We start from the raw sequence: 25343 nt of genomic DNA on the forward strand, positions 1-25343 counted from the left end.
TACGAGGAGGGGAGCGTCGAGAGAATATAAAAAAGGCCCACCTGCGAGGCGAGCCTAATATTTTTTAGCACTTCTTACATGTTGCAGTAAGAGTTACTACACGATTATTAATCGAGGATTAAACTGAGTAGTACAGTTCAAACTCAAGTGGGTGTGTAGCCATGTTCACGCGTTGTACGTCGTCAGATTTCAGAGTGATGTAAGAATCGATGAAATCGTCAGAGAATACGCCGCCAGCTGTTAGGAACTCACGGTCTTCGCTAAGCGCTGCTAGAGCTTGTTGTAGAGATTCTGCAACTGTTGGGATCTCAGCTGCTTCTTCTGCAGGAAGGTCGTATAGATCTTTATCCATAGCTTCGCCTGGGTGAATCTTGTTCTTGATACCGTCAAGGCCAGCCATAAGCATTGCTGAGTAGCATAGGTATGGGTTAGCTGCTGGGTCACCAAAACGTAGCTCGATACGACGTGCTTTAGGGCTTGGTACTACTGGGATACGGATAGAAGCTGAACGGTTACGTGCTGAGTAAGCAAGCATTACCGGTGCTTCGAAACCAGGTACAAGACGCTTGTACGAGTTAGTTGATGGGTTAGCAAACGCGTTGATTGCACGAGCGTGCTTGATTACACCACCGATGTAGTAAAGAGCCATTTCAGATAGGCCGCCGTACTTATCACCAGCAAACAGGTTAACGCCGTCTTTTGCTAGAGATTGGTGAACGTGCATACCAGAACCGTTGTCACCAACTAGTGGCTTAGGCATGAATGTCGCTGTTTTACCAAATGCGTGAGCAACGTTGTGTACAACGTACTTGTAGATTTGAGTTTCATCAGCTTTCGCTGTTAGCGTGTTGAAGCGAGTTGCGATTTCGTTTTGGCCCGCAGTTGCTACTTCGTGGTGGTGAGCTTCAACTACTAGGCCCATCTCTTCCATTACTAGACACATTGCTGAACGGATGTCTTGAGATGAATCTACAGGAGCTACTGGGAAGTAACCGCCTTTAACGCCAGGACGGTGACCTTTGTTACCGCCTTCGATGTCAGAACCTGTGTTCCAAGCTGCTTCTACGTCATCAATCTTGAAGAAAGAACCAGACATGTCGTTTGAGAACTTAACGTCATCAAATAGGAAGAATTCTGGCTCTGGACCCACTAGAACTGTGTCAGCGATACCTGTAGAACGTAGGTATTCTTCAGAACGCTTAGCGATAGAGCGTGGGTCACGGTCGTAGCCTTGCATTGTTGCAGGCTCAAGGATGTCACAACGGATATTTAGCGTTGCGTCTTCTGTGAATGGGTCCAGTACAGCAGAAGCTGCGTCTGGCATCATTACCATGTCAGATTCATTAATGCCTTTCCAACCAGCTACTGAAGAGCCGTCAAACATTTTGCCTTCTTCGAAGAAGTCTGCATCAACTTGGTGAGAAGGAATAGAGATATGCTGCTCTTTACCTTTTGTATCAGTAAAACGTAAGTCGATAAATTTAACTTCGTTCTCTTGGATCAGGGATAGTACATTTTCTACTGACATCTTGGATAACCTCCAGTGTTATTAATTCGGTATTAGCTCGATTCGGTTGAAACTAGCATTGATTAATGTCTATAAGTGCATTAATCGATGCTGATTTATCTATAGCCAAAAACGTGCCAAAAAAATTATTCCATTAATTTCAATGATTTACTTGTTTTACTGTTTTGCCTCATCTGGTTTTTGCACCAAAATGATCTCAGCTCGCACCTTATTGGTGCAATCGTTTGTCTGTGCACCAATATGAGACACGAGCGAGCACCATTCAGCAATGAATTGCCTAAGTTGTCAATCCACTTTTGTTATTTTGCCGGAGATTTGGCTTGCCACTCGCAGGTGATACTTTTTAGAGTCCTACGAATTTAGCTACTCAACACTGTACTGAATCAAAGTTAAGCGGATATGAATCGCTAATAAAGAAAAAAGCCTCGGTTCAGATCACATATTTCTGGGTTTTTGTCTAGAATCTGGTATATTATTGACCGTTTTTTAAATCAAGCTAGCGGTTATTATCCAAACTTTTGGATAAGTGACGGCTACTTTTATGAGTGAATCGAGAATCCATGTCTACTCCACAGATTGATAAGTTAAGAAATATCGCGATCATCGCGCACGTTGACCACGGTAAAACGACTTTGGTTGATAAACTGCTACAACAGTCAGGCACTCTTGAGTCTCGTGGTGAAGCTGAAGAGCGTGTCATGGATTCGAATGACATCGAAAAAGAGCGTGGCATTACAATCCTTGCTAAGAACACAGCAATCAACTGGAATGATTACCGCATCAACATCGTAGATACTCCGGGACACGCGGACTTCGGCGGTGAAGTTGAGCGTATCATGTCTATGGTTGATTCAGTTCTTCTGATCGTAGATGCAGTTGACGGCCCAATGCCTCAAACTCGTTTCGTAACGCAAAAAGCATTCGCACACGGTCTTAAGCCAATCGTTGTAATCAACAAGATTGACCGTCCTGGTGCTCGTCCTGATTGGGTTATGGATCAAGTATTCGACCTTTTCGACAACCTAGGTGCTACTGATGAGCAACTAGACTTCACAGTTGTTTACGCTTCAGCTCTAAACGGTTGGGCAACAATGGAAGAAGGCGCAGTTGGCACAGACATGGAACCACTGTTCCAAGCTGTTGTTGATACAGTAGAAGCGCCTGCAGTTGACCTTGACGGTCCACTACAAATGCAAATTTCGCAACTTGATTACAGCTCTTACGTAGGTGTTATCGGTGTTGCTCGTGTTACTCGTGGTTCTGTTAAGCCAAACCAACAAGTAACTATCGTGAATGCTGAAGGCAAGAAACGTAACGGTAAAGTAGGTACTGTACTTGGTTACTTAGGTCTTGAGCGTCACGAAGTCGAACAAGCTAACGCTGGCGACATCATTGCAATCACTGGTCTTGGTGAGCTGAAAATTTCAGACACTATCTGTGACGTAAACAATGTTGAAGCAATGGAACCACTGTCTGTTGATGAACCAACAGTAACAATGACTTTCCAAGTAAACACTTCTCCGTTCGCGGGTAAAGAAGGTAAGTTTGTAACTTCACGTAACATCCTTGAGCGTCTTGAAAAAGAATTGGTTCATAACGTTGCACTACGTGTTGAAGAAACTGAAAGTCCAGACCGTTTCCGCGTATCAGGCCGTGGTGAGCTTCACCTTTCTATCCTGATCGAAAACATGCGTCGTGAAGGTTTCGAGCTAGCAGTATCTCGTCCAGAAGTAATCATCAAAGAAGAAGATGGTCAGAAAATGGAACCGTTCGAAACGGTTACTATCGATGTAGTTGAAGAGCACCAAGGTGCGATCATGGAAAGCATCGGTCTACGTAAGGGTGAGCTAACAGATATGGCACCAGATGGTAAAGGCCGTGTTCGCATGGACTTCATGATGCCTTCTCGTGGTCTTATCGGTTTCCAAACTGAATTCCTTACAATGACGTCTGGTTCTGGTCTTATTTACCACTCGTTCGATCACTACGGTCCTTACAAAGGCGGTATCATTGGTCAGCGTAACAACGGTGTTCTAATCTCGAACGCGACTGGTAAAGCACTGACTTACGCTCTATTCTTCCTTCAAGCTCGTGGTCGTCTATTCACAGAGCACGCTGATGAAGTTTATGAAGGTCAAGTAATCGGTATTCACAACCGTTCAAACGACCTGACAGTAAACTGTCTGAAAGGTAAGCAACTAACGAACGTTCGTGCATCTGGTACTGATGAAGCACAAGTTCTTTCTCCACCGATCAAGCACACTCTAGAGCAAGCTCTTGAGTTTATCGATGAAGATGAACTAGTAGAAGTAACGCCACTAAACGTACGTATCCGTAAGAAACTTCTTACTGAAAACGAACGTAAGCGTGCAGCACGTCCAGCTAAGGCTTAATTGCCAGCTGACTAGCTTCTAGCTAAGTAGATAAGAAAGCCCCGAGTAGCCCAGCTGCTCGGGGCTTTTGTTTTATGTGGTGTTATTCGCATTGATACGGGTAAACGAGATGCGAGATACGAAGAGCGTGTTTAGATTGGATATAGCCAGATACTAAGAGGGTGAGATCTTCGATACCTGTTCTCTTTCATCCATTTCTATTCATCGGATCGTCATTCCAGAATCGAGGGACGAGATATCTGGAATCTTTCTTTTAAGGCATCCAAGAGATTCCCTATCACGCTCGTTCCTCACTGTAGGGAATGACGGTAAGTTTGTTTAGATGCAGGTAAACGAGATGCGAGATACGAAGGGCGTTTAAGTATTCGTCATCCTCAAGAGGGAGGAACGAGCGAGTTGGGGATCTTGCTTTTGATACCTAGGAGGCTTTTAACAAATAGAGCCCGTTCTTCGACTGACATAAATGGCACCTCAACCACCTCATAACCAAGTTCTTGGTAGACTGTTACTAACGCGTGGTGAATCTCTAGTGCTTCCTCATACGGATAAGGGCGTACTTCATCTTGAACATAGATAGAAGCCTCAGGGCGACAGAATAGGACTTGGGAGTGATAGCCCTTGCTCGCTTCTCGGTAGTTCTCATCAATATCGAGGTTCGCCTGAGCTAAGTAACCGCAGATATCTGGAATCGCACGGTCGAGAAACGCAATCTGGTGTTGATTCGCTTGCTCTTTTTGTTCACTCATCACGGTTAAGCATAAGTGAGCAAAGCCCGGAAGGTCTAACCAAGGTAAGATACCGTTCTCAAGTTGGCTCTGCTGTTCAATTAACTGTCGAGAAGATTCCGCGAAGGTTGGGTAACCCATGTCACCCAAGGCATTGATCAATGTTGTCTTCCCGGCTCCTGGGCCGCCAGTAATAATGATTGGGTTCATACGGATTTATCTTAATTCGTTTCTAATAGCACTATTTCTGATTGAGTTGAGCTAGGAATTTATCCGACTCTGCTATTGCCGCATTCATCTGCTCTATTGCATAGGCGATGTCTTTTTCTAAGCTCATAAATTCACCCTGCAACGAACCAACAGCACTCGCATTGAGGTTGTGCTTGAGATAAAGCGTATTGTCACGAAGGGTGTTGAGAACAGGGTCCATTTTCTTCTCAGCTCGTTTCATCGCTGACAGCATGGTTTGGTAAGACGATTTGGTTTCTCGCAGCTTTTGCTCACTTGAACGACGCAGTGAATCACTAGTGTAAAGGTCTAACTCACCTTGCCACTCTTCAAATAGTGCATCGGACACATCTTCAATCGCAGCAATACGATCACTGACATTTTGTGCGGCTTTCTCACTGTCTTGGTATTTATCGTTGATTTGGTTGTACATGTCTTCAAGGTCGCCGCCACTGAAGTTAGTCAGGCTACTTAAGGCTTCAAGTGCGCTGGTAAACTCTTCCTGAGCATCCTGCTGCGACTCTTTAGCGTCTTCCACTCTATCGACCATAATGTCGCGCTTGTGGTAACCCACTTGCTCCATGGCGGAGTAATAAGCTGACTGGCATCCAGTAAGAGTAAAAATAGAGAGGACTATAACTATTAAATAAGGCATCCTAGTTTCCTATAGTTAATTAATATCAATCGTAGTAAATAACTGCTCAACCTAGCTTGTTAAAATGCTCGATAACGGCGTTAGAATTTTTGATTGTAGAATAACTACTCATCAAAAAAGCTGCCTTGTTCTCAAACCTTTTTCCTACGCTATTTTTGAACATTTACTTACTGTGATTGATATGTCGGAATATTAATTAGGACTATGAACGAGTTACAAGGGAGTTACAAGTTGAAGATAAAAAAGGTCGCCACACTCAGTATTCAGTTTTCTCGCTATCTTTTGGCGCGAATGACGCACGATAGAGTTAATGTGAATGCAGGCTACTTGGCGTACATTACTTTGCTCTCGATCGTTCCTATGTTGACGGTTCTGCTCTCTATCTTGTCTTCATTCTCCATCTTTGCTGATGTTGGGCTCGTGATTCAAAATTTCGTTATTACCAACTTTGTTCCCGCGTCTGGGGATGCAGTACACGGTGCTTTGTTAGAGTTCGTTGCCAATACCGGAAAAATGACGGCGGTGGGTAGTGTGTTCTTATTCATTGCAGCACTGATGCTGATCTCTAATATTGATAAGAACTTAAACTACATCTGGCGAGTCGATGAGAAACGACGAGCGGTGCTGTCTTTCTCTATGTACTGGATGGTGCTCACGCTTGGGCCTATTTTAGTTGGGGCGAGTATTGCTGCTACCTCTTATGTGACATCATTGAGTTTGCTGCAAAACGAAGTGGTGTCTGGCGCCTTTAATACTGTGATTCGCAAGCTTCCTTTGATTCTCTCTTTCTTTTCGTTCTTTGGCTTATACCTGCTTGTTCCAAACAAAAAGATACACTTTTCTCATGCTGCGGCGGGTTCTCTGGTTGCGGCTCTGTTGTTCGAACTCAGTAAGAAAGGCTTTGCAGCCTACATTACGCAATTTCCTTCTTACCAGTTGATTTATGGCGCATTAGCGGCAATTCCAATTCTGTTTGTTTGGGTTTATTTGTGCTGGTTGATTGTGCTGGTTGGTGCTGAAGTGACCGCTGCGCTTGGTGAGCAGGAACAGTGGAGTGGCCCGCAAGAAATGGTACACTCAACGGATAACGACAAAATTACAGAGCAAGGAAACAACAGTGATAGCACTGATCCAGAGAGTAAGTGAAGCTGCCGTCCGTGTTGATGGCGAAGTAGTTGGTGAGATTGAGCAAGGCTTATTGGTTCTGTTAGGCGTAGAAAAAGGTGATGACGAAGCCAAAGCCAAACGTTTGATGGAACGAGTGACCACTTATCGTGTCTTTGGAGATGAAGACGATAAAATGAACCTCAACGTGAAGCAGGTAGAAGGTAAGGTATTAGTGGTGTCTCAATTCACTCTTCCAGCTGACACCAAAAAAGGGACACGAGCAGGATTTTCTCGCGGTGCTCACCCAGAAGATGCCGAGCGTCTATATAACTATTTCTCTGACCAATGTGAATCCGTGTTGCCAACGGAACGTGGCCGATTCGCAGCCGACATGAAAGTGTCTTTGGTTAATGATGGCCCAGTGACATTTTGGCTGCAGGTTTAGGCTTAAAGGAATAAGCATGTTTAAACTCATAACACCAACTACCGAAAATCAGTTAAATAAGTATTACCATTTTCGTTGGCAGATGCTCCGTGAACCTTGGCGAATGCCGGTAGGTTCAGAGCGCGATGAATATGACCCAATGAGTCACCATCGTATGATTGTTGATGGTCGAGGTCGCCCGATGGCTATTGGACGTCTTTATATCACCCCTGATCTAGAAGGTCAGATCCGCTACATGGCGGTTAAGAATTCTCGCCGCAGTAAAGGTATGGGTTCGTTGATTCTCGTTGCGCTTGAGTCACTGGCTCGCCAAGAGGGCGCCAAGCGCTTGGTGTGTAATGCACGTGAAGATGCTATTTCATTCTACGAGAAGAATGAATTTGAACGTCGCGGTGAGATTAACGATCAACGTGGTCCTGTGCGTCACCAACAGATGGTTAAACACCTAGATCCAATGGCAGACGTTCTGCGTAAGCCTGAGTGGTGTAATGAGCTACAACAACGCTGGGAAAATCAAATCCCGATCAGTGACAAGATGGGCATCAAGATTAACCAATACACGGGTTACCAATTTGAGTGTAGTGCTCAACTGAATCCTAATTTGAACCCTCATAACACCATGTTTGCAGGCTCCGCCTTTACCTTAGCGACCTTAACCGGTTGGGGCATGACTTGGCTGCTGATGAAAGAGCGTGGGTTGACTGGTGACATCGTGCTGGCAGACAGTAATATTCGTTACCGTCACCCGGTTGAGCAAAACCCAGTCGCATCCACGTCATTGGATGGGATCAGTGGTGACTTGGACCGCCTCGCGTCAGGCAGAAAGGCACGTATCATCATTCACGTGACCATTCATAGCGGCGATGTGGAAGCGGTAGAGTTTACCGGAACCTATATGCTGATCCCTGACTACAAAAAGATACTCTCGACAGATTCTAATGTGAGCGAATAGCTATCACCGGTAATGCTGTCGATATTGAATGAAAGCGCTACTCCTGAGGAGTGGCGCTTTTTTGTTGGCAGTCATTAATCTCTGAATATTCAGCTTGGTCGAGCTTTCCTGAGATTTGATGACATTGGTCAGACAGGGTAATAGAAAGCGTGTGTAGCTCGGTTTTAAGCAAGTCGAGCTCTCCTGTTACCTCACCATTTAACGTTTGAACCCTTTGCGAGCCTTCCTCGGCTGCGGATGCACCAATGATGTGCATCGGTTCGAGAGTGAAACGGCCACGGTCAAAATTGGCCTTGAGCTCTGGGATCTCGAAGACGTTATCGGTTGAGGTTTCAGAAAGGGTGTCGTTAAAGGTCATCACGCCTTGGCGAACGCTGCCTGTGAGTTGCCCTGTGGTTGAGTAACCGAGCATCAGTGAGTCGCCATATAAACCTGCGGCTTGAAGTTCAAATTCACCATAACCGGTTGCATCGAGCGGTAATTCAAGTTGCTGCAGCATGGGCGTAATGGGTAACCCATCGGCAGAAATATCTAAGCTCCATGGCTTGCTGATTTGGTTAAAATCGAGTGTCGCATTAGCTTCAATATAGCCATTCCTGAGGGGAGCAAACAGACGTGTTAGCGTCCATTTCCCTTGGTCGCTATTCATCTTAACCACAGGCTGAGCGCTAACAATGTTTTGGTAGCTAGCATCATTGGCGCTTGCCATCAGCTTCCCTTGCCACAATCCTAGCTTTCTATCTTGTAACAGTTGAACCTGATGTCCTTCGACATGTAGCCCTGATACTTGCCAGTAAGGCTTTTGTGCGAGCTGGATAAGTTGGCTGCGTTCTATATTAAGCTGGCTAATTTCGACGTTCTGGAGTTGTGTGAGCCAAGGTAATAGGCGAGCGGCGGGTAGAGGACTATCTTGGTTTTCGGTAATCCACTTGATGCCTTGCAAGTCAAACTGCACTAATTGAATGCTGCTAGGGGTGACTTCGCCATTGAGCTGAACAGTGCCCTGCAGGAATTGCGTATAGAAATCGTCAATCAGAATCTGGTTTGCCTCTAGGTTGAGCTTGAGACTTGGTTCGATGAACATGTCATCATCAATGGTCACTCCTTCTGCTTGCAGAGATAAAATGGCTTTCTGTTGATTCCACAGTTCAAAGGGCAATTGGATATTTTCTAGTGAGGCATCAAAGGCTGCAAGGTGACCATCTTTCCACTCTATGTCGCTACGCAGGATATCTAAGCTGTTGATGTGGTTGATCTGAATACCTGCCACATCCCATTCTTTGTTCAATAGGCTTTGAGTTTGTTCTTCGTTTAATCGCAAACCATCGATTGTCACATTCACCAAAGACCAATCATGTTGATATTGTTCGGCTTGCCCAGAAATCTTGGCACCACGCCAATCAAATGAAGCGCCATAAAGGGTGCTGTCACTCGGCTTTAGGTCTAGGTCTATCAACAGGTTATCGAAGGCTTCGCCTTGCCAATATAACTGCGAGGCGGAGAGTTGGGTTTTGCCATAAGGCAGCAGTGAGTTTTGGTCACCCCACATGGGTTCGGCGATCTGAAGGTCGATGCCTCGTGCATTAAAGTCTGGAGTCGAGAAATCTAGATTATTGATCGCTAGTTGGCGCAACTTGAGTTTTGGTTGGGTAAACATTGATGTGAGTGTGTCCAGATCGTCTGCTTCTAACTGCAGGCCGCTGATCAACACAGAGTCCAAAACCAGCTTAGCATCAAGAAGAGAGTCTGGGCTGAACCAGATGTCGAGCTTGTCGATATACAGAGGGGGTTGTTTTTCAGGTTGGTTTTGGGTGATGCCCATCAAGGTGATGTGATAAGGCGCCTGATACTCAACATCTTCAATCAGCACCGGTTGTTCAATCGTATGTTTGATAAAAAAGTTAGCAACATCGGCGCGGTATTGGGTCTGTAGGCTTAATAGCAACGCTGCGATAACCGCAACGGCGATAGCCAACACAATGCCGAACACCATGAATACCTTTTTCATTCCTTGAAAGCCTTAAATTTCAATAGTCTCAAAACAGAGTGGAACAAAAAGGGGCAAGCAGCAACAAAAAAGCCCCTCAAAAGAGGGGCTTGCTACAAAAATATCATTTTAAATTGGGCGTTCGCTTTTGGCTAAGCCCGAGCAGATGGTTGGCTTAGTCCAGTTGAGGACCAGCTGCAACCAGTGACTTACCTTCAGCGTTGTCTGTGTACTTATCAAAGTTGTTGATGAAGCGTTCTGCTAGATCTTTCGCTTTGCTTTCCCATTGTAGTGGGTCAGTGTACGTGTCGCGTGGGTCAAGAATCGCTGGGTCAACGTCGTGTAGTGCTAGTGGCACTTCTAGGTTGAACATAGGGATAACCTTAGTATCAGCCTTGTCGATTGAGCCATCTAGGATAGCGTCGATGATGCCGCGAGTGTCTTGGATAGAGATACGTTTACCAGTACCGTTCCAACCTGTGTTTACTAGGTAAGCTTCAGCACCTGCCGCTTCCATACGCTTCACAAGCACTTCAGCGTACTGAGTTGGGTGAAGAGTTAGGAATGCCGCACCAAATGCCGCAGAGAACGTTGGTGTTGGCTCAGTAATACCGCGCTCTGTACCCGCTAGCTTTGCAGTGAAGCCAGATAGGAAGTGGTACTTCGTTTGCTCTGGAGTCAGTTTAGAAACTGGAGGTAGCACACCGAATGCATCCGCAGTTAGGAAGATAACCTTTTGAGCGTGACCTGCTTTTGATACTGGTTTAATGATGTTGTCGATGTGGTGAATCGGGTAAGAAACACGAGTGTTCTCAGTTTTTGAACCGTCATCAAAATCGATAGAGCCATCACCACGAACCGTGACGTTTTCTAGCAGTGCATCACGGCGGATAGCATTGTAGATTTCTGGTTCTGCTTCTTTAGATAGACGGATAGTCTTCGCGTAACAGCCACCTTCAAAGTTGAAGATACCATCGTTATCCCAACCGTGTTCATCATCACCGATCAGCTCACGCTTAGGATCGGTTGATAGGGTTGTTTTACCTGTGCCTGATAGACCGAAGAAGATGGCTACATCGCCTTTTTCGCCAACGTTTGCACTACAGTGCATTGAAGCAATGCCTTGTAGAGGTAGTAGGTAGTTCATCATTGCGAACATGCCTTTCTTCATCTCACCGCCGTACCAAGTACCACCGATGATTTGAACGCGCTCTGTTAGGTTGAAAGCAACGAAGTTTTCCGAGTTTAGGCCCTGTTTTTCCCAGTTCGGGTTGGTTGTTTTAGCACCGTTCATTACCACGAAATCAGGTTCGAACGTTGCTAGTTCTTCGTCAGTTGGACGAATGAACATGTTCTTAACGAAGTGCGCCTGCCACGCTACTTCAGTGATAATACGTACACTTAAGCGCGTATCAGGGTTAGCACCACAATAACCGTCGATGACAAACAAGCGCTTGCCAGATAGCTGAGTTGTCACAAGCTCTTTCAGCTCACTCCATACTTCAGTTGTAATCGGTTTGTTGTCATTTTTGCCTTGATCTGACCACCACATGGTATCGCGGGTCGTGTCATCTTTAACAATGTACTTATCTTTTGGTGAGCGGCCAGTAAAGATACCAGTGTCTACCGCAACAGAGCCTAGTTCTGTTACTACGCCTTTTTCGTAGCCTTCTAAACCTGGCAGTGTTTCTTCAACGAATAACTGCTCGTAGCTAGGATTACGAAGAACTTCAGTAACGCCAGTCAGTCCGTGCTTAGTTAGATCAATTTGTGCAGCCTTAGTATGTTCCATAACGGTCATAGGTGCTCCTTGTAGGATATTTTGTAGGGATTTTGTAATAATTTTTTATTGTTATCTGCTCACCATGCTAGCAACGAGGCTCGGGGGAAACAGGGATACAGCTCAAAAAATATCCATATTAACCTTGGGGTTTTAAGCGCCTCGTCACATATTGGCCCAACTAGTCTATCCTGTACGCAAACCTTTGCGCTAGGGGCGAGAACATTATTAATTGATTAAAATTAAGCGGTGATTTTATTACGAGATGTTACGGAGTTTGCGCTATTTTGATCACAAAAAAGGCCAGCTGAGTGCTGACCTTTTTGGGGTAAATTACGTGTTTTTGGTACGTCGTAAATTAATGAACCGTATTGCTGCCTTTATCTGCCGCTTCTGCGTACAGAGCATCCACATCATTCTTGTCGAACGAGTAATTTGTGCCACAGTAATCACAGTGTAGGCCCACGCTACCTTCTGTACTTAGAATGTCGTAGATCTCTTCTTGAGCAACGGTAATGATAGCCGCAGCGCTTCGATCACGCGAACAGCCACAGAAGAACTCAACAGGCTGTGGTGTGAACAGCTGTACTTTTTCTTGGTTGTACAAACGGTAAAGCAGTTCGTTAGCTTCTAAAGAGAACAACTCTTCGTTTTTAACGGTGTCGGTTAGTTGCTCTAGATGTTCGAAATCATCTGGCGTACCTGTGCCGTCAGGCATAACTTGTAAAAGCATACCTGCAGCGTGAGCTTTACCTTCATGTTCGCCAGTGCGTAGCCATAGACGAGTCTTAAGCTGTTCTGAGTTAGCGAAGTAACCTTCCAGTACTTCCGCTAACGTGTCACCTTCAAGACCAACGATGCCTTGGTAACGCTCACCTTTTTTAGGATCGATTGTGATCACTAGGTGGCCTTTACCTATTAGGTCGTGAAGGCCAGCGTCGTCAGCAATATCACCGTCAAAGCGAGCAACACCACGGATCTTCTGATCGTTATCGCCATTAATAACAGCGAGAGATACTGGACCATCACCTTGCAGTTGCATCGTGATAGAGCCTTCAAACTTTAGGGTTGCTGTTAATAACGTCGTTGAAACCAATAGCTCACCCAGTAGCTTTTGAACTGGTGCTGGGTATTCCTTGCTAGAAATAATTTGTTGGTACGCTTCATCGATTTGTACCAATTCACCACGTACTGATAGATCTTCAAATAGGTAGCGATTTAAAACATTACTTGTAGACATTGGGTCTGCCATTTGGCTATTCCTTCTAGCTTATTGATTCTTGAACTTGATAATGTCACGACGTTGCTTTTTATCTGGGCGACGTTCAGGTGCTGGGCTATGAGCGTTCAGCTTACGTTGTGTGGCAAACTCTTCTCTTTTTGCCACGCTCTCAGTGGTTTCTGCATAGAGTGTTTGAGCGATCGGAGCTCCACCACGATGAGCCGAGATTTTCTCTATTGTCACCGTTTTTTCTTCATTACCTTGACGCAGTGTAATCACTGCACCAAGTTCGACAATTTTACTTGGTTTGCTACGCTGACCATTATAGTGGACTTTGCCACCATCGACCATGTTGCGAGCAATAGACCGGGTTTTGTAAAAACGAGCTGCCCACAACCATTTATCGAGTCTGACAGCTTCATTAGCAGTTTTCATATAGGGCTGCGCCTTATTAAGTAAGAAATGAATGCGGTTTAACTGTAATGAACAGTGCGCAACATGTTTTTTTGATGATGCTTATCACATTAAGTAGAAGCTTTAAGTGGAGGCGGTTGGCATTTTTTTCAAGTCATAATACAAAATAGCCATGTTATACCGATTTACCGATTTGCTATGGTATAGTTCAGGATCTTATTGCTTAGATAAGCTTGGTATTGAACGAATGAATAAAAAAGCTGAAAGTTTAATGATTTGCAGCGTTTGTCGTCATGAAAAGGGACAAGGAAAGTGAACTTTTTGGAGCTCAAAAATCGCATAGGGAATTCTCCTATGTTGAGCCGCTTATTAGAGAATGGATTTGTACTTCAGCAGAAACTAAGCTTAGCGACCTGTTGTGTATTGATTGCAGCTTCCGCATGGATTTTAGGGCAGCTTGCGTGGTTTATTGAACCTGCCGAGCAAACTGTTGTGCCTTGGGTAGCAACGGCTTCATCGTCTTCTGCTCCTCAATCGACTCTTGATATCTCTTCTTTACAGCAGAGCAACATGTTTGGTGCCTATAACCCAACCACGCCTGCTGTGGTTGAGCAGCAAGTTATCCAAGATGCGCCTAAGACAAGATTAAACCTCGTTTTGGTGGGTGCAGTCTCCAGCTCGAATCCAAAATTGAGCTTAGCGGTGATCGCGAATCGCGGTACGCAAGCGACTTACGGGATTAATGAAGAGATTGAAGGCACCCGAGCCAAGCTCAAAGCCGTATTAATCGACCGCGTGATCATTGATAACTCAGGACGAGACGAAACCCTGATGCTTGAAGGTATTGAGTACAAGCGTTTAGCGGTATCAGCGCCTGCGTCACCTCGGAGCTCTTCTTCGGTTCGTGGTAATAACCCGGCTTCTGCAGAAGAGAAGCTTGATGAAATTAAAGCGAAGATAATGCAAGACCCGCAACAAATCTTCCAATATGTTCGCCTGTCTCAGGTGAAGCGAGACGATAGCGTTATTGGTTATCGTGTGAGCCCTGGCAAAGATTCAGAACTTTTTAACTCAGTAGGGCTCCAAAGCGGAGATATTGCTACTCAGTTAAATGGTCAAGACCTGACAGACCCCGCCGCTATGGGCAACATATTCCGTTCTATCTCAGAGCTGACAGAGCTAAACCTCGTTGTCGAGAGAGATGGTCAACAACATGAAGTGTTTATTGAATTTTAAAACTTTGCGTCTAACGAAGGACGAAAGTGTAGGAGAAGTACGTGAAGCATTGGTTTAAGAAAAGTGCATGGTTACTGGCAGGAAGCTTAATCTGCACACCCGCAGCCATCGCGAGTGATTTTAGTGCCAGCTTTAAGGGCACTGATATTCAAGAGTTTATTAATATTGTGGGTCGTAACCTAGAGAAGACCATCATCGTTGACCCATCGGTGCGCGGAAAAATCGATGTACGCAGCTACGACGTATTGAATGAAGAGCAATATTACAGCTTCTTTTTAAACGTATTAGAGGTGTATGGTTACGCGGTCGTTGAAATGGACTCAGGTGTTCTTAAGATCATCAAGGCTAAAGACTCTAAAACCTCGGCAATTCCAGTCGTTGGAGACAGTGACACGATCAATGGCGATAGCGTAGTGACACGTGTTGTGACGGTACGTAACGTATCGGTTCGTGAACTTTCTCCTCTGCTTCGTCAACTGAACGATAATGCAGGCGCGGGTAACGTTGTGCACTACGACCCAGCTAACATCATCCTTATTACAGGCCGAGCGGCGGTAGTAAACCGTTTAGCTGAAATCATCAAGCGTGTCGACCAAGCGGGTGATAAAGAGATTGAAGTCGTTGAGCTAAAGAATGCATCAGCGGCAGAGATGGTGCGCATTGTTGATGCCCTAAGCAAAACCACAGATGCGAAGAATACGCCTGCATTCCTACAGCCTAAACTGGTTGCCGATGAGCGTACCAATGCGATTCTTATTTCTGGTGATCCCAAGGTTCGTAGTCGTTTAAGAAAGCTTATCGAACAGCTTGATGTCGAAATGGCGACCAAGGGTAACAACCAAGTTATCTATCTTAAATATGCAAAAGCCGAAGATCTGGTTGATGTGCTGAAAGGCGTGTCGGACAACCTGCAACAAGAGAAACAATCATCAACCAAAGGCAGTTCATCGCAACGCAACCAAGTCATGATCTCTGCTCACAGTGACACCAACTCTTTAGTGATCACTGCCCAGCCAGACATCATGAATGCCCTGCAAGATGTGATCGCTCAACTCGATATCCGTCGTGCTCAAGTGTTGATCGAAGCGCTGATTGTTGAAATGGCAGAAGGCGATGGCGTAAACCTTGGTGTGCAATGGGGTAACCTGGAAACGGGGGCCATGATTCAGTACGGCAATACTGGTGCATCGATTGGTGGTGTAATGGTTGGTTTGGAAGAAGCGAAAGACACTGAAACGACCACTGCAGTCTATGACGACAATGGCGACTTTGTGCGTAATGAGACAACTACAGAGGCAGGCGACTACTCAACTTTGGCTTCCGCTCTTTCTGGCGTTAATGGCGCAGCAATGAGTGTCGTTATGGGTGATTGGACAGCGTTGATCAGTGCGGTAGCGACCGACTCAAACTCAAATATCCTATCTTCTCCAAGCATTACCGTGATGGACAATGGCGAAGCATCGTTCATTGTGGGTGAAGAGGTTCCGGTTCTAACGGGATCAACAGCGGGCTCAAGTAACGATAACCCATTCCAAACGGTCGATCGTAAAGAAGTCGGTATCAAGCTTAAAGTGGTACCACAAATCAATGAAGGGGATTCGGTTCAGCTACAAATAGAACAAGAAGTCTCTAACGTATTAGGAGCGAACGGCGCGGTTGATGTGCGTTTTGCTAAGCGTCAATTGAATACATCAGTGATTGTTCAAGATGGTCAAATGTTGGTGCTCGGTGGTCTAATTGATGAGCGCGCGCTTGAAAGTGAATCTAAGGTACCATTCTTGGGCGATATTCCAGTAATTGGACACCTGTTTAAATCAACCAGTACTCAGGTTGAGAAAAAGAACCTAATGGTCTTCATTAAGCCAACTATTATCCGCGATGGCATGACCGCTGATGGTATCACTCAGCGTAAATACAATTTCATTCGTGCTGAACAGTTGTACAAGGCTGAGCGAGGGTTGAAATTATTGGCAGACGATAACATCCCGGTATTGCCTAAATTTGGTGCCGATATGAATCATCCGGCTGAAATCCAAGCCTTCATCGATCAAATGGAAACAGAATAATGGCTGAATTGGTAGGGGCGGCACGTACATATCAGCGCTTGCCGTTTAGCTTTGCGAATCGCTACAAGATGGTGTTGGAGTATCAGCACCCAGAGCGCGCACCGATACTTTATTATGTTGAGCCATTGAAATCAGCAGCGATCATTGAAGTAAGCCGTGTCGTCAAAAATGGCTTTACTCCTGAAGCTATTACTGCAGAAGAGTTTGATAAAAAACTGACCGATGCTTATCAACGTGATTCGTCAGAAGCGCGGCAGTTAATGGAAGACATCGGTGCTGACAGTGATGATTTCTTCTCATTGGCAGAAGAGTTACCCCAAGATGAAGATCTACTCGAATCAGAAGACGATGCACCGATCATCAAATTAATCAATGCGATGCTGGGTGAGGCGATCAAAGAAGGCGCTTCTGATATACACATCGAAACCTTTGAAAAGTCACTCTGTATCCGTTTCCGAGTTGATGGTGTACTACGTGATGTTCTAGCGCCAAGCCGTAAATTGGCTCCGCTGTTGGTTTCGCGTGTCAAGGTTATGGCTAAACTGGATATTGCAGAAAAACGCGTGCCACAAGATGGCCGCATCTCTTTGCGCATCGGTGGTCGAGCGGTGGATGTTCGTGTTTCAACCATGCCTTCTTCGCATGGTGAGCGTGTGGTAATGCGTTTGTTGGACAAAAACGCGACTCGTCTAGACTTGCACAGTTTAGGCATGACGGCAGAAAACCACGAAAACTTCCGTAAGCTTATTCAGCGCCCACACGGCATTATCTTGGTTACTGGTCCTACGGGCTCTGGTAAATCAACGACCTTGTACGCTGGTCTGCAAGAGCTCAATAGCAACGAGCGCAATATCTTAACCGTTGAAGACCCAATCGAATTCGATATCGATGGTATTGGCCAAACGCAGGTGAACCCTAAGGTGGATATGACCTTTGCGCGTGGTTTACGTGCCATTCTTCGTCAAGATCCCGATGTGGTCATGATTGGTGAGATACGTGATTTGGAAACCGCTGAGATTGCTGTACAAGCCTCTTTGACGGGTCACTTAGTAATGTCGACTCTTCACACCAATACGGCAATCGGTGCGATTACGCGTCTACGTGATATGGGCATCGAACCCTTCTTGATCTCTTCTTCGCTGCTGGGGGTTCTGGCTCAACGCTTGGTTCGCACTCTGTGTAACGACTGTAAAGAACCTTACGAAGCGGATAAAGAACAGAAGAAACTGTTTGGATTGAAGAAAAAAGAGAGCCTGACGCTTTACCATGCGAAAGGTTGTGAAGCGTGTGGCCATAAAGGTTATCGAGGCCGTACCGGTATTCATGAACTGTTGATGATTGATGATTCAGTTCAAGAGCTGATTCATAGCGAAGCGGGTGAACAGGCGATTGAAAAAGCCATTCGTAGCACGACACCAAGCATTAGAGATGATGGCTTAAGCAAAGTTCTGAAAGGGATAACGTCCCTAGAAGAAGTGATGCGCGTGACCAAGGAAGTCTAGTATGGCGGCATTTGAATACAAAGCGCTGGATGCTAAAGGTAAAAGTAAAAAAGGGTCTATCGAAGCGGATAACGCTCGTCAGGCTCGCCAGCGCTTAAAAGAGCAAGGCTTAATGCCGGTTGAGATGACTGAAGCCAAGGCAAAAAATGCTAAAGGCTCCCAACCTTCGACCAGTTTTAAGCGCGGTATCAGTACGCCGGATCTTGCTTTGATTACACGTCAAATATCAACGCTTGTTCAATCTGGTATGCCGTTGGAAGAATGCTTAAAAGCGGTCGCCGAGCAATCGGAAAAGCCACGTATTCGAACCATGTTACTGGCCGTCCGCTCTAAAGTGACGGAAGGTTACTCGTTAGCCGATAGCTTGTCAGATTATCCACATATTTTTGATGAACTGTTCAGAGCCATGGTCGCGGCGGGCGAAAAATCAGGGCACTTAGATGCGGTGCTTGAGAGATTAGCCGACTACGCCGAAAATCGTCAAAAGATGCGCTCTAAGTTGCTGCAAGCGATGATCTACCCAGTCGTGCTGGTGGTATTTGCGGTGACGATTGTTTCGTTCTTACTGGCAACCGTAGTACCTAAGATCGTTGAACCCATTATTCAAATGGGCCAAGAACTTCCGCAATCGACACAATTTTTATTAGCATCGAGTGAATTTATCCAGAATTGGGGCATCCAATTACTGTTGTTAGTCATTGCTGTGATTGTTCTGGTTAAGACCGCGCTGAAAAAGCCGGGCGTTCGTATGAGTTGGGATCGCAAACTATTGAGTATCCCACTGATTGGTAAAATAGCGAAAGGGATCAATACCTCTCGCTTTGCACGAACACTTTCTATCTGTACTTCAAGTGCGATTCCAATCCTTGAGGGGATGAAGGTCGCGGTTGATGTCATGTCGAATCACCATGTGAAGCAACAAGTGTTACAGGCATCGGATAGTGTCAGAGAAGGGGCGAGCCTGCGTAAAGCTTTGGATCAAACCAAACTCTTCCCACCGATGATGCTGCATATGATTGCCAGTGGTGAGCAGAGTGGCCAGTTGGAACAGATGCTGACAAGAGCTGCGGATAACCAAGACCAAAGCTTTGAGTCAACCGTTAATATCGCGCTAGGTATTTTTACCCCAGCCCTTATCGCCTTGATGGCAGGCTTAGTGCTATTTATCGTGATGGCGACGCTGATGCCGATGCTTGAAATGAATAATTTGATGAGCGGTTAACTTACTGCTCATAAGACGTTAGTTTTTGGATTATCGAGAAGAAGGACATTATTACCTTCACTCGCTGTCTGTAATTTGGAGAAAATAATGAAAAATAAAATGAAGAAACAATCAGGCTTTACCCTATTAGAAGTGATGGTTGTTGTGGTTATCCTTGGCGTTTTGGCGAGCTTTGTTGTACCTAACCTATTGGGCAACAAAGAGAAGGCTGATCAACAGAAAGCCATCACTGATATCGTGGCGCTAGAGAACGCGCTGGATATGTACAAACTGGATAACAGTGTTTACCCAACAACGGATCAAGGTCTTGATGCATTGGTTTCTAAGCCAAGCAGCCCAGAGCCTCGTAACTACCGTGACGGTGGCTACATCAAGCGTCTACCTAACGACCCATGGGGTAATGAGTACCAATACCTAAGCCCTGGTGATAACGGTACGATTGATATCTTCACTCTTGGTGCTGATGGCCAAGAAGGTGGTGAAGGTATTGCTGCGGATATCGGCAACTGGAACATGCAAGACTTTCAATAGGCTTCGGCTCATTGATTGATGCGTTATTGTTGTTTGATTCGTTATTGATGGTAGGACATAAACAGATGGAGTCTAAAGGTGAAAACTAAGCAAACACAGCCAGGTTTCACCTTGATTGAGATTCTTTTGGTGTTGGTGTTACTGTCAGTAACGGCGGTCGCGGTGATCGCGACCATACCTACCAACAGTAAAGACGTCGCCAAAAAATATGCCCACAGCTTTTATCAACGAATTCAGTTGCTTAATGAAGAGGCTATTTTGAGTGGCTTAGATTTTGGTGTTCGTGTTGATGAAAAGAAATCGACTTACGTTCTGATGACTTTGAAGTCTGATGGCTGGCAAGAAACTGAGTTCGAAAAAATCCCCTCTTCAACTGAATTACCGGAAGATCTCTCATTGTCACTGACCTTAGGTGGTGGCGCATGGGAAAACGATGATCGGTTGTTCAATCCAGGAAGCTTGTTTGATGAAGATATGTTTGCTGATCTTGAAGAGGAAAAGAAGCCAAAGCCACCACAGATCTACATCTTGTCGAGTGCTGAAATGACGCCATTTGTATTGTCGTTTTATCCAAATGCCGGAGACACCATACAAGATGGTTGGCGTATTCGAGTATTGGACAATGGTGTCATTCGATTGCTAGAACCGGGAGAAGAAGATGAAGAGGAATAAACGTTCTCCTTATCGTTCTCGTGGTATGACTCTTGGTTCTCGAGGAATGACTCTGCTTGAGGTGTTGGTTGCACTCGCTATCTTTGCGACTGCGGCGATCAGTGTGATTCGTGCAGTCACTCAGCACATCAATACTCTCAGTTACCTAGAAGAAAAAACCTTCGCGGCAATGGTCGTTGATAATCAAATGGCTTTAGTGATGCTGCATCCTGAGAAGCTAAAAAAAGCGCAGGGCACACAAGAGCTGGCCGAGAGAGAGTGGTTTTGGAAGGTCACGCCAATCAATACTAGCGATGATTTATTAAAGGCGTTTGATGTGAGTGTAGCTACCAGTAAACAAGCTTCTCCAGTGGTCACGGTGCGCAGTTATGTGGTTAATTAAAAGCATGTGGTTAAGTAAGTGCATGTCCACCAATAAGCGTGTGTCTCGCAAGCAAGGTCTTTCTTCTAAAGGTAAAGGTTTTACCCTAATTGAAGTTTTGGTCTCGATCGCTATCTTTGCCACGTTAAGCATGGCGGCTTATCAGGTAGTGAATCAGGTTCAGCGCAGCAACGAGTTGTCAATCGAGCGCAGTGCTCGTTTAAATCAACTGCAACGTAGCTTAGTCATTTTAGATAATGATTTTCGCCAGATGGCGGTGCGACAATTTCGTACCAATGGTGAAGAAGCATCATCTAAGCTGATCTTAATGAACGAGTATTTATTGGATTCCGACAGTGTTGGCATCATGTTTACTCGCCTAGGTTGGCACAACCCGCAGCAGCAATTTCCTCGCGGAGAAGTCACTAAAGTTGGCTACCGCATCAAAGAAGAGACACTCGAGCGAGTGTGGTGGCGTTACCCCGATACCCCTGCAGGCCAAGAAGGTGTGATTACGCCTTTGCTTGATGATGTAGAAAGCTTGGAATTCGAGTTTTATGACGGAAGCCGTTGGGGGAAAGAGTGGCAAACCGATAAATCGCTACCGAAAGCGGTAAGGTTAAAGCTAACCTTGAAAGATTATGGCGAGATAGAGCGTATTTATCTCACCCCTGGTGGCACGCTAGATCAGGTCGATGATTCTTCAAGCAGTGACTTTTCAAGTAGTAATGAGGGGAATAATGACTCATCGAACTAACAAGTTTGCACTGACAAGGTCTGCCATGGGTCGCAAGCAGCGTGGTGTCGCGTTGATCATTATTTTGATGCTATTGGCGATCATGGCAACGATTGCTGGCAGTATGTCGGAGCGTCTGTTTACGCAATTCAAGCGCGTTGGTAATCAACTGAATTACCAACAGGCTTATTGGTACAGCATTGGTGTAGAAGCGCTGGTGCAAGATGGCATTAGGCAAAGCTACAAAGACAGTGATACCGTGAACCTAAGCCAACCATGGGCGTTAGAAGAACAGGTTTACCCATTGGATTATGGACAAGTTAAGGGGCGCATTGTTGATGCTCAGGCATGTTTTAATATCAATGCGTTGGCTGGTGTGACGACGACTTCAAGCAACCAAACACCTTATTTAGTGACGGTTTGGCAAACCTTATTGGAAAACCAAGACATTGAGCCTTATCAGGCCGAGGTTATCGCACATTCAAGCTGGGAATTTGTTGATAGTGATACCCGAACCACCTCTTCAGCAGGTGTAGAAGACAGCACTTATGAGGCGATGAAGCCATCCTATTTGGCGGCGAATGGCTTAATGGCCGATGAATCGGAGCTACGACCGGTTTATCAAGTCACTGGTGAAGTGATGAATAAGGTTCGTCCCTTTGTTTGCGCTCTGCCGAGCGACGACTTCCGTTTGAATGTGAATACATTAACGGAACAGCAGGCGCCGTTATTGGAAGCAATGTTTGCCCCAGGCTTAAGTGAATCGGATGCGAAACAGCTGATAGATAAACGCCCATTTGATGGTTGGGATACGGTAGATGCATTTATGGCTGAGTCTGCCATTGTTGGTGTCAGTGCCGAAGTCAGCAAAAAAGCGAAAGCATATTTAACTGTAGATAGTGCCTATTTTGAGCTAGATGCAGAGGTATTAGTTGAGCAGTCACGTGTACGTATACGGACGCTTTTCTATAGTAGTAATCGAGAAACAGTGACGGTAGTACGCCGTCGTTTTGGAGGAATCAGTGAGCGAGTTTCTGACCGTTCGACTGAGTAGCGAACCACAAAGCCCTGTGCAGTGGTTAGTTTGGTCGACAAGCCAGCAAGAAGTGATAGCAAGTGGCGAACTGTCGAGCTGGGAACAGCTTGACGAGTTAACGCCTTACGCTGAAAAGCGCAGCTGTATCGCTTTATTGCCGGGAAATGAATGCTTAATTAAGCGTGTTGAGATCCCGAAAGGTGCTGCTCGCCAGTTCGATTCTATGTTGCCGTTTTTGTTAGAAGACGAAGTCGCACAAGATATCGAAGACTTACACCTGACTATTTTAGATAAAGACGCAACGCACGCGACAGTGTGTGGTGTCGATCGTGAATGGTTAAAGCAAGCTTTAGACCTGTTTCGCGAAGCCAATATTATCTTTCGTAAGGTGTTGCCAGATACACTGGCCGTGCCTTTTGAAGATCAAGGCATCAGTGCATTACAGATCGACCAGCATTGGCTATTACGTCAAGGTAACTCTCAACGCCAAGGTCACTATCAAGCGGTATCGATCAGCGAAGCATGGTTACCGATGTTTTTGCAAAGTGATTGGGTTGTCGCTGGTGAGGAAGAGCAAGCGACGACTATCTTCAGCTATACAGCGATGCCGAGCGACGACGTTCAACAGCAAAGCGGTCTCGAGTGGCAAGCAAAGCCTGCGGAATTGGTGATGTCTTTATTGAGTCAGCAAGCGATCACAAACGGCGTAAATTTACTGACAGGCACCTTTAAAACCAAATCTTCATTCAGTAAATATTGGCGTGTTTGGCAGAAAGTGGCGATTGCTGCTTGTTTGCTGGTGGCCGTGATTGTGACTCAACAAGTGTTGAAGGTTCAGCAATACGAAGCGCAAGCACAAGCTTACCGCATGGAGAGTGAACGTATCTTTAGAGCCGTTCTGCCAGGTAAACAACGTATTCCGACAGTAAGCTACCTTAAACGCCAGATGAACGATGAAGCCAAGAAATATGGCGGCTCAGGCGAGGGTGACTCCTTACTCGGCTGGCTAGCATTGTTGCCTGAAACCTTAGGGCAAGTGAAGTCGATCGAAGTTGAAAGTATTCGTTACGACGGTAACCGTTCTGAGGTTCGACTGCAGGCTAAAAGCTCTGATTTCCAACACTTTGAGACCGCCAGAGAGAAACTCGAACAGAAGTTTACCGTTGAACAAGGGCCATTAAATCGTAATGGCGATGCCGTCTTTGGCAGTTTTACTCTTAAACCCCATCAATAACCTGCGTAAGGAGATCAGTGATGAGAAATATGATTGAGCCACTCCAAGCGTGGTGGACTTCAATAAGTCAGAGAGAGCAACGATTAGTTATTGGTTGTTCAATTCTATTGGTGGTCGGTGTCGTTTATTGGGGGTTAATCCAGCCACTCAGTCAGCGAGCTGAACTTGCGCAGAGCCGTATTCAAAGTGAGAAGCAACTACTGGCTTGGGTAACCAATAAAGCCAATGAAGTGGTTGAATTAAGAGGCAGCGGCGGCATCAGTGCGAGCCAGCCTTTAAACCAGTCGGTACCCGCTTCTATGCGTCGCTTTAATATCGAGCTGATACGCGTGCAACCACGTGGCGAGATGCTGCAAGTGTGGGTAAAACCTGTGCCTTTTAATAAGTTTGTCGACTGGCTAACATACCTGAAAGAAAAACAGGGTGTTGAGGTTGAGTTTATGGATGTAGATCGCTCTGAGAACCCTGGGGTTATTGATGTCAACCGACTACAGTTTAAACGAGGTTAATGTGAAACGCGGTTTATCTTTTAAGTATGGCCTGCTCTTCAGTAGCATCTTTATCGTCTTCTTCTCAGTCAGCTTGTTGCTGCACTTGCCGGCTTCTTTTGCTCTCAAGCAGGCACCTGTTGTGCGTGGTTTGAATATCGAAGGCGTTGAGGGCACCGTTTGGCAAGGCAGCGCTAACAATATCGTTTGGCAGCGCATCAATTACGGTTCAGTGCAGTGGGACTTCCAGTTTTCTAAGCTATTTCAAGCCAAAGCAGAACTAGCGGTTCGTTTTGGTCGCAATAGCGATATGAACTTGTCAGGAAAAGGGCGTGTTGGGTACAGCATGAGTGGCGCATATGCGGAAAACTTAGTGGCTTCAATGCCAGCCAGCAACGTGATGAAATACGCACCAGCTATCCCAGTGCCTGTGTCTATTGCAGGGCAAGTTGAACTGACGATCAAACATGCGGTTCATGCTCAGCCTTGGTGCCAATCGGGCGAAGGTACGCTTGCTTGGTCTGGTGCCGCAGTCGACTCGCCAGTGGGTTCGTTAGATCTTGGCCCTGTGATTGCGGATATTACTTGTGAAGACAGTACTATTGCAGCGAAAGGCGCTCAGAAGAGCGTTCAAGTGGACAGTGAGTTCTCAGCGAGCTTAACACCTAACCAGCGCTACACATCAGCGGCATGGTTTAAGCCAGGTGCGGAATTCCCGCCAGCGATGCAGGCTCAGCTTAAGTGGTTGGGTAACCCTGATAGCCAAGGTAAATACCAATTTACCTACCAAGGTCGTTTTTAGTGCTTTTTTAAAAGTGAACGA

23 protein-coding genes are annotated in these 25343 nt (G+C 45.7%); 16 read left to right on the forward strand and 7 right to left on the reverse strand.

Annotation, left to right across the window (positions count from 1 at the left end; all coding sequences use genetic code 11):
• Nucleotides 1–118: 118 nt before the first annotated feature.
• Nucleotides 119–1528, reverse strand: coding sequence for a glutamate--ammonia ligase (glnA, locus tag ITG09_00940; GenBank protein ID UPR52270.1), 1410 nt, complete (start codon nt 1526–1528; stop codon nt 119–121).
• Between the two features lie 560 nt (nt 1529–2088).
• Between glnA and typA the strand changes: the two genes are divergently transcribed.
• Nucleotides 2089–3921 (forward strand): translational GTPase TypA, encoded by a 1833-nt coding sequence (typA, locus tag ITG09_00945; GenBank protein UPR52271.1) that lies wholly within the window; start codon nt 2089–2091, stop codon nt 3919–3921.
• 374 nt (nt 3922–4295) lie between these two features.
• Here typA and ITG09_00950 read toward each other — a convergent pair whose 3' ends face one another.
• Both ITG09_00950 and ITG09_00955 read right to left on the reverse strand, forming a co-directional pair.
• Nucleotides 4296–4856, reverse strand: a complete 561-nt coding sequence (locus ITG09_00950) for an AAA family ATPase (GenBank protein ID UPR52272.1) — start codon at nt 4854–4856, stop codon at nt 4296–4298.
• Between the two features lie 31 nt (nt 4857–4887).
• A complete protein-coding gene (locus ITG09_00955; GenBank protein ID UPR52273.1) occupies nt 4888–5529 on the reverse strand; it encodes a DUF2959 domain-containing protein in 642 nt (213 codons plus the stop codon).
• A 204-nt stretch (nt 5530–5733) separates the two neighbouring features.
• Here ITG09_00955 and ITG09_00960 point away from each other — a divergent pair, with 204 nt between their 5' ends.
• Genes ITG09_00960 through ITG09_00970 form a run of 3 tightly spaced genes read left to right on the forward strand, consistent with a single transcriptional unit; the run spans nt 5734 to nt 8033 of the window.
• Nucleotides 5734–6675 carry a virulence factor BrkB family protein gene (locus ITG09_00960; protein ID UPR52274.1) on the forward strand — a complete coding sequence of 314 codons (942 nt, stop codon included), beginning with the start codon at nt 5734–5736 and terminating at the stop codon, nt 6673–6675.
• Entirely contained in the window at nt 6647–7081 is a 435-nt protein-coding gene (gene dtd, locus ITG09_00965) for a D-tyrosyl-tRNA(Tyr) deacylase (protein ID UPR52275.1), read from the forward strand. Before ITG09_00960 ends, dtd begins: the two co-directional genes overlap by 29 nt.
• Before the next feature lie 16 nt (nt 7082–7097).
• Nucleotides 7098–8033, forward strand: coding sequence for a YiiD C-terminal domain-containing protein (locus tag ITG09_00970; GenBank protein ID UPR52276.1), 936 nt, complete (start codon nt 7098–7100; stop codon nt 8031–8033).
• A gap of 37 nt (nt 8034–8070) precedes the next feature.
• Here the strand turns inward: ITG09_00970 and ITG09_00975 are convergent, their stop codons facing one another.
• The 4 genes from ITG09_00975 to hslR all read right to left on the reverse strand — a co-directional run bounded on the left by ITG09_00975 (nt 8071) and on the right by hslR (nt 13457).
• A complete protein-coding gene (locus ITG09_00975; GenBank protein ID UPR53563.1) occupies nt 8071–10026 on the reverse strand; it encodes an AsmA family protein in 1956 nt (651 codons plus the stop codon).
• Between the two features lie 169 nt (nt 10027–10195).
• Nucleotides 10196–11821, reverse strand: coding sequence for a phosphoenolpyruvate carboxykinase (ATP) (pckA, locus tag ITG09_00980; protein ID UPR52277.1), 1626 nt, complete (start codon nt 11819–11821; stop codon nt 10196–10198).
• A gap of 337 nt (nt 11822–12158) precedes the next feature.
• Nucleotides 12159–13052, reverse strand: coding sequence for an Hsp33 family molecular chaperone HslO (gene hslO, locus ITG09_00985; protein UPR52278.1), 894 nt, complete (start codon nt 13050–13052; stop codon nt 12159–12161).
• An 18-nt stretch (nt 13053–13070) separates the two neighbouring features.
• Nucleotides 13071–13457 carry a ribosome-associated heat shock protein Hsp15 gene (hslR, locus tag ITG09_00990; protein UPR52279.1) on the reverse strand — a complete coding sequence of 129 codons (387 nt, stop codon included), beginning with the start codon at nt 13455–13457 and terminating at the stop codon, nt 13071–13073.
• A gap of 333 nt (nt 13458–13790) precedes the next feature.
• On the opposite strand from hslR, the gene gspC reads away from it, so the two are divergent.
• The 12 genes from gspC (at nt 13791) to ITG09_01050 (ending at nt 25322) form a co-directional block, all read left to right on the forward strand.
• Nucleotides 13791–14672 (forward strand): type II secretion system protein GspC, encoded by an 882-nt coding sequence (gspC, locus tag ITG09_00995; GenBank protein UPR52280.1) that lies wholly within the window; start codon nt 13791–13793, stop codon nt 14670–14672.
• Nucleotides 14673–14713: 41 nt separating this feature from the next.
• Nucleotides 14714–16738, forward strand: coding sequence for a type II secretion system secretin GspD (gene gspD / locus ITG09_01000; protein UPR52281.1), 2025 nt, complete (start codon nt 14714–14716; stop codon nt 16736–16738).
• Nucleotides 16738–18240: a type II secretion system ATPase GspE gene (gspE, locus tag ITG09_01005; GenBank protein ID UPR52282.1), complete on the forward strand. Its 1503-nt coding sequence runs from the start codon at nt 16738–16740 to the stop codon at nt 18238–18240. The genes gspD and gspE overlap by 1 nt, the downstream gene beginning before the upstream one ends.
• Before the next feature lies 1 nt (nt 18241).
• Nucleotides 18242–19462, forward strand: a complete 1221-nt coding sequence (gspF, locus tag ITG09_01010) for a type II secretion system inner membrane protein GspF (GenBank protein UPR52283.1) — start codon at nt 18242–18244, stop codon at nt 19460–19462.
• Nucleotides 19463–19549: 87 nt separating this feature from the next.
• Nucleotides 19550–19993 (forward strand): type II secretion system major pseudopilin GspG, encoded by a 444-nt coding sequence (gene gspG / locus ITG09_01015; protein UPR52284.1) that lies wholly within the window; start codon nt 19550–19552, stop codon nt 19991–19993.
• Nucleotides 19994–20071: 78 nt separating this feature from the next.
• Nucleotides 20072–20665: a type II secretion system minor pseudopilin GspH gene (gene gspH, locus ITG09_01020; GenBank protein ID UPR52285.1), complete on the forward strand. Its 594-nt coding sequence runs from the start codon at nt 20072–20074 to the stop codon at nt 20663–20665.
• Nucleotides 20652–21047: a type II secretion system minor pseudopilin GspI gene (gspI, locus tag ITG09_01025; protein ID UPR52286.1), complete on the forward strand. Its 396-nt coding sequence runs from the start codon at nt 20652–20654 to the stop codon at nt 21045–21047. Before gspH ends, gspI begins: the two co-directional genes overlap by 14 nt.
• Nucleotides 21034–21783: a type II secretion system minor pseudopilin GspJ gene (gspJ, locus tag ITG09_01030; protein UPR52287.1), complete on the forward strand. Its 750-nt coding sequence runs from the start codon at nt 21034–21036 to the stop codon at nt 21781–21783. Before gspI ends, gspJ begins: the two co-directional genes overlap by 14 nt.
• On the forward strand, nt 21767–22816 hold the full coding sequence (gspK, locus tag ITG09_01035) for a type II secretion system minor pseudopilin GspK (protein UPR52288.1): 1050 nt from the start codon (nt 21767–21769) through the stop codon (nt 22814–22816). The genes gspJ and gspK overlap by 17 nt, the downstream gene beginning before the upstream one ends.
• Nucleotides 22785–24032 carry a type II secretion system protein GspL gene (gspL, locus tag ITG09_01040; protein UPR52289.1) on the forward strand — a complete coding sequence of 416 codons (1248 nt, stop codon included), beginning with the start codon at nt 22785–22787 and terminating at the stop codon, nt 24030–24032. Before gspK ends, gspL begins: the two co-directional genes overlap by 32 nt.
• A gap of 20 nt (nt 24033–24052) precedes the next feature.
• Nucleotides 24053–24541: a type II secretion system protein M gene (locus tag ITG09_01045; protein ID UPR52290.1), complete on the forward strand. Its 489-nt coding sequence runs from the start codon at nt 24053–24055 to the stop codon at nt 24539–24541.
• Nucleotide 24542: 1 nt separating this feature from the next.
• Nucleotides 24543–25322: a type II secretion system protein N gene (locus tag ITG09_01050; GenBank protein ID UPR52291.1), complete on the forward strand. Its 780-nt coding sequence runs from the start codon at nt 24543–24545 to the stop codon at nt 25320–25322.
• Nucleotides 25323–25343: the final 21 nt, after the last annotated feature.

It is taken from the genome of Vibrio cyclitrophicus, assembly GCA_023206055.1.
GTDB classification, from domain to species: domain Bacteria; phylum Pseudomonadota; class Gammaproteobacteria; order Enterobacterales; family Vibrionaceae; genus Vibrio; species Vibrio cyclitrophicus_A.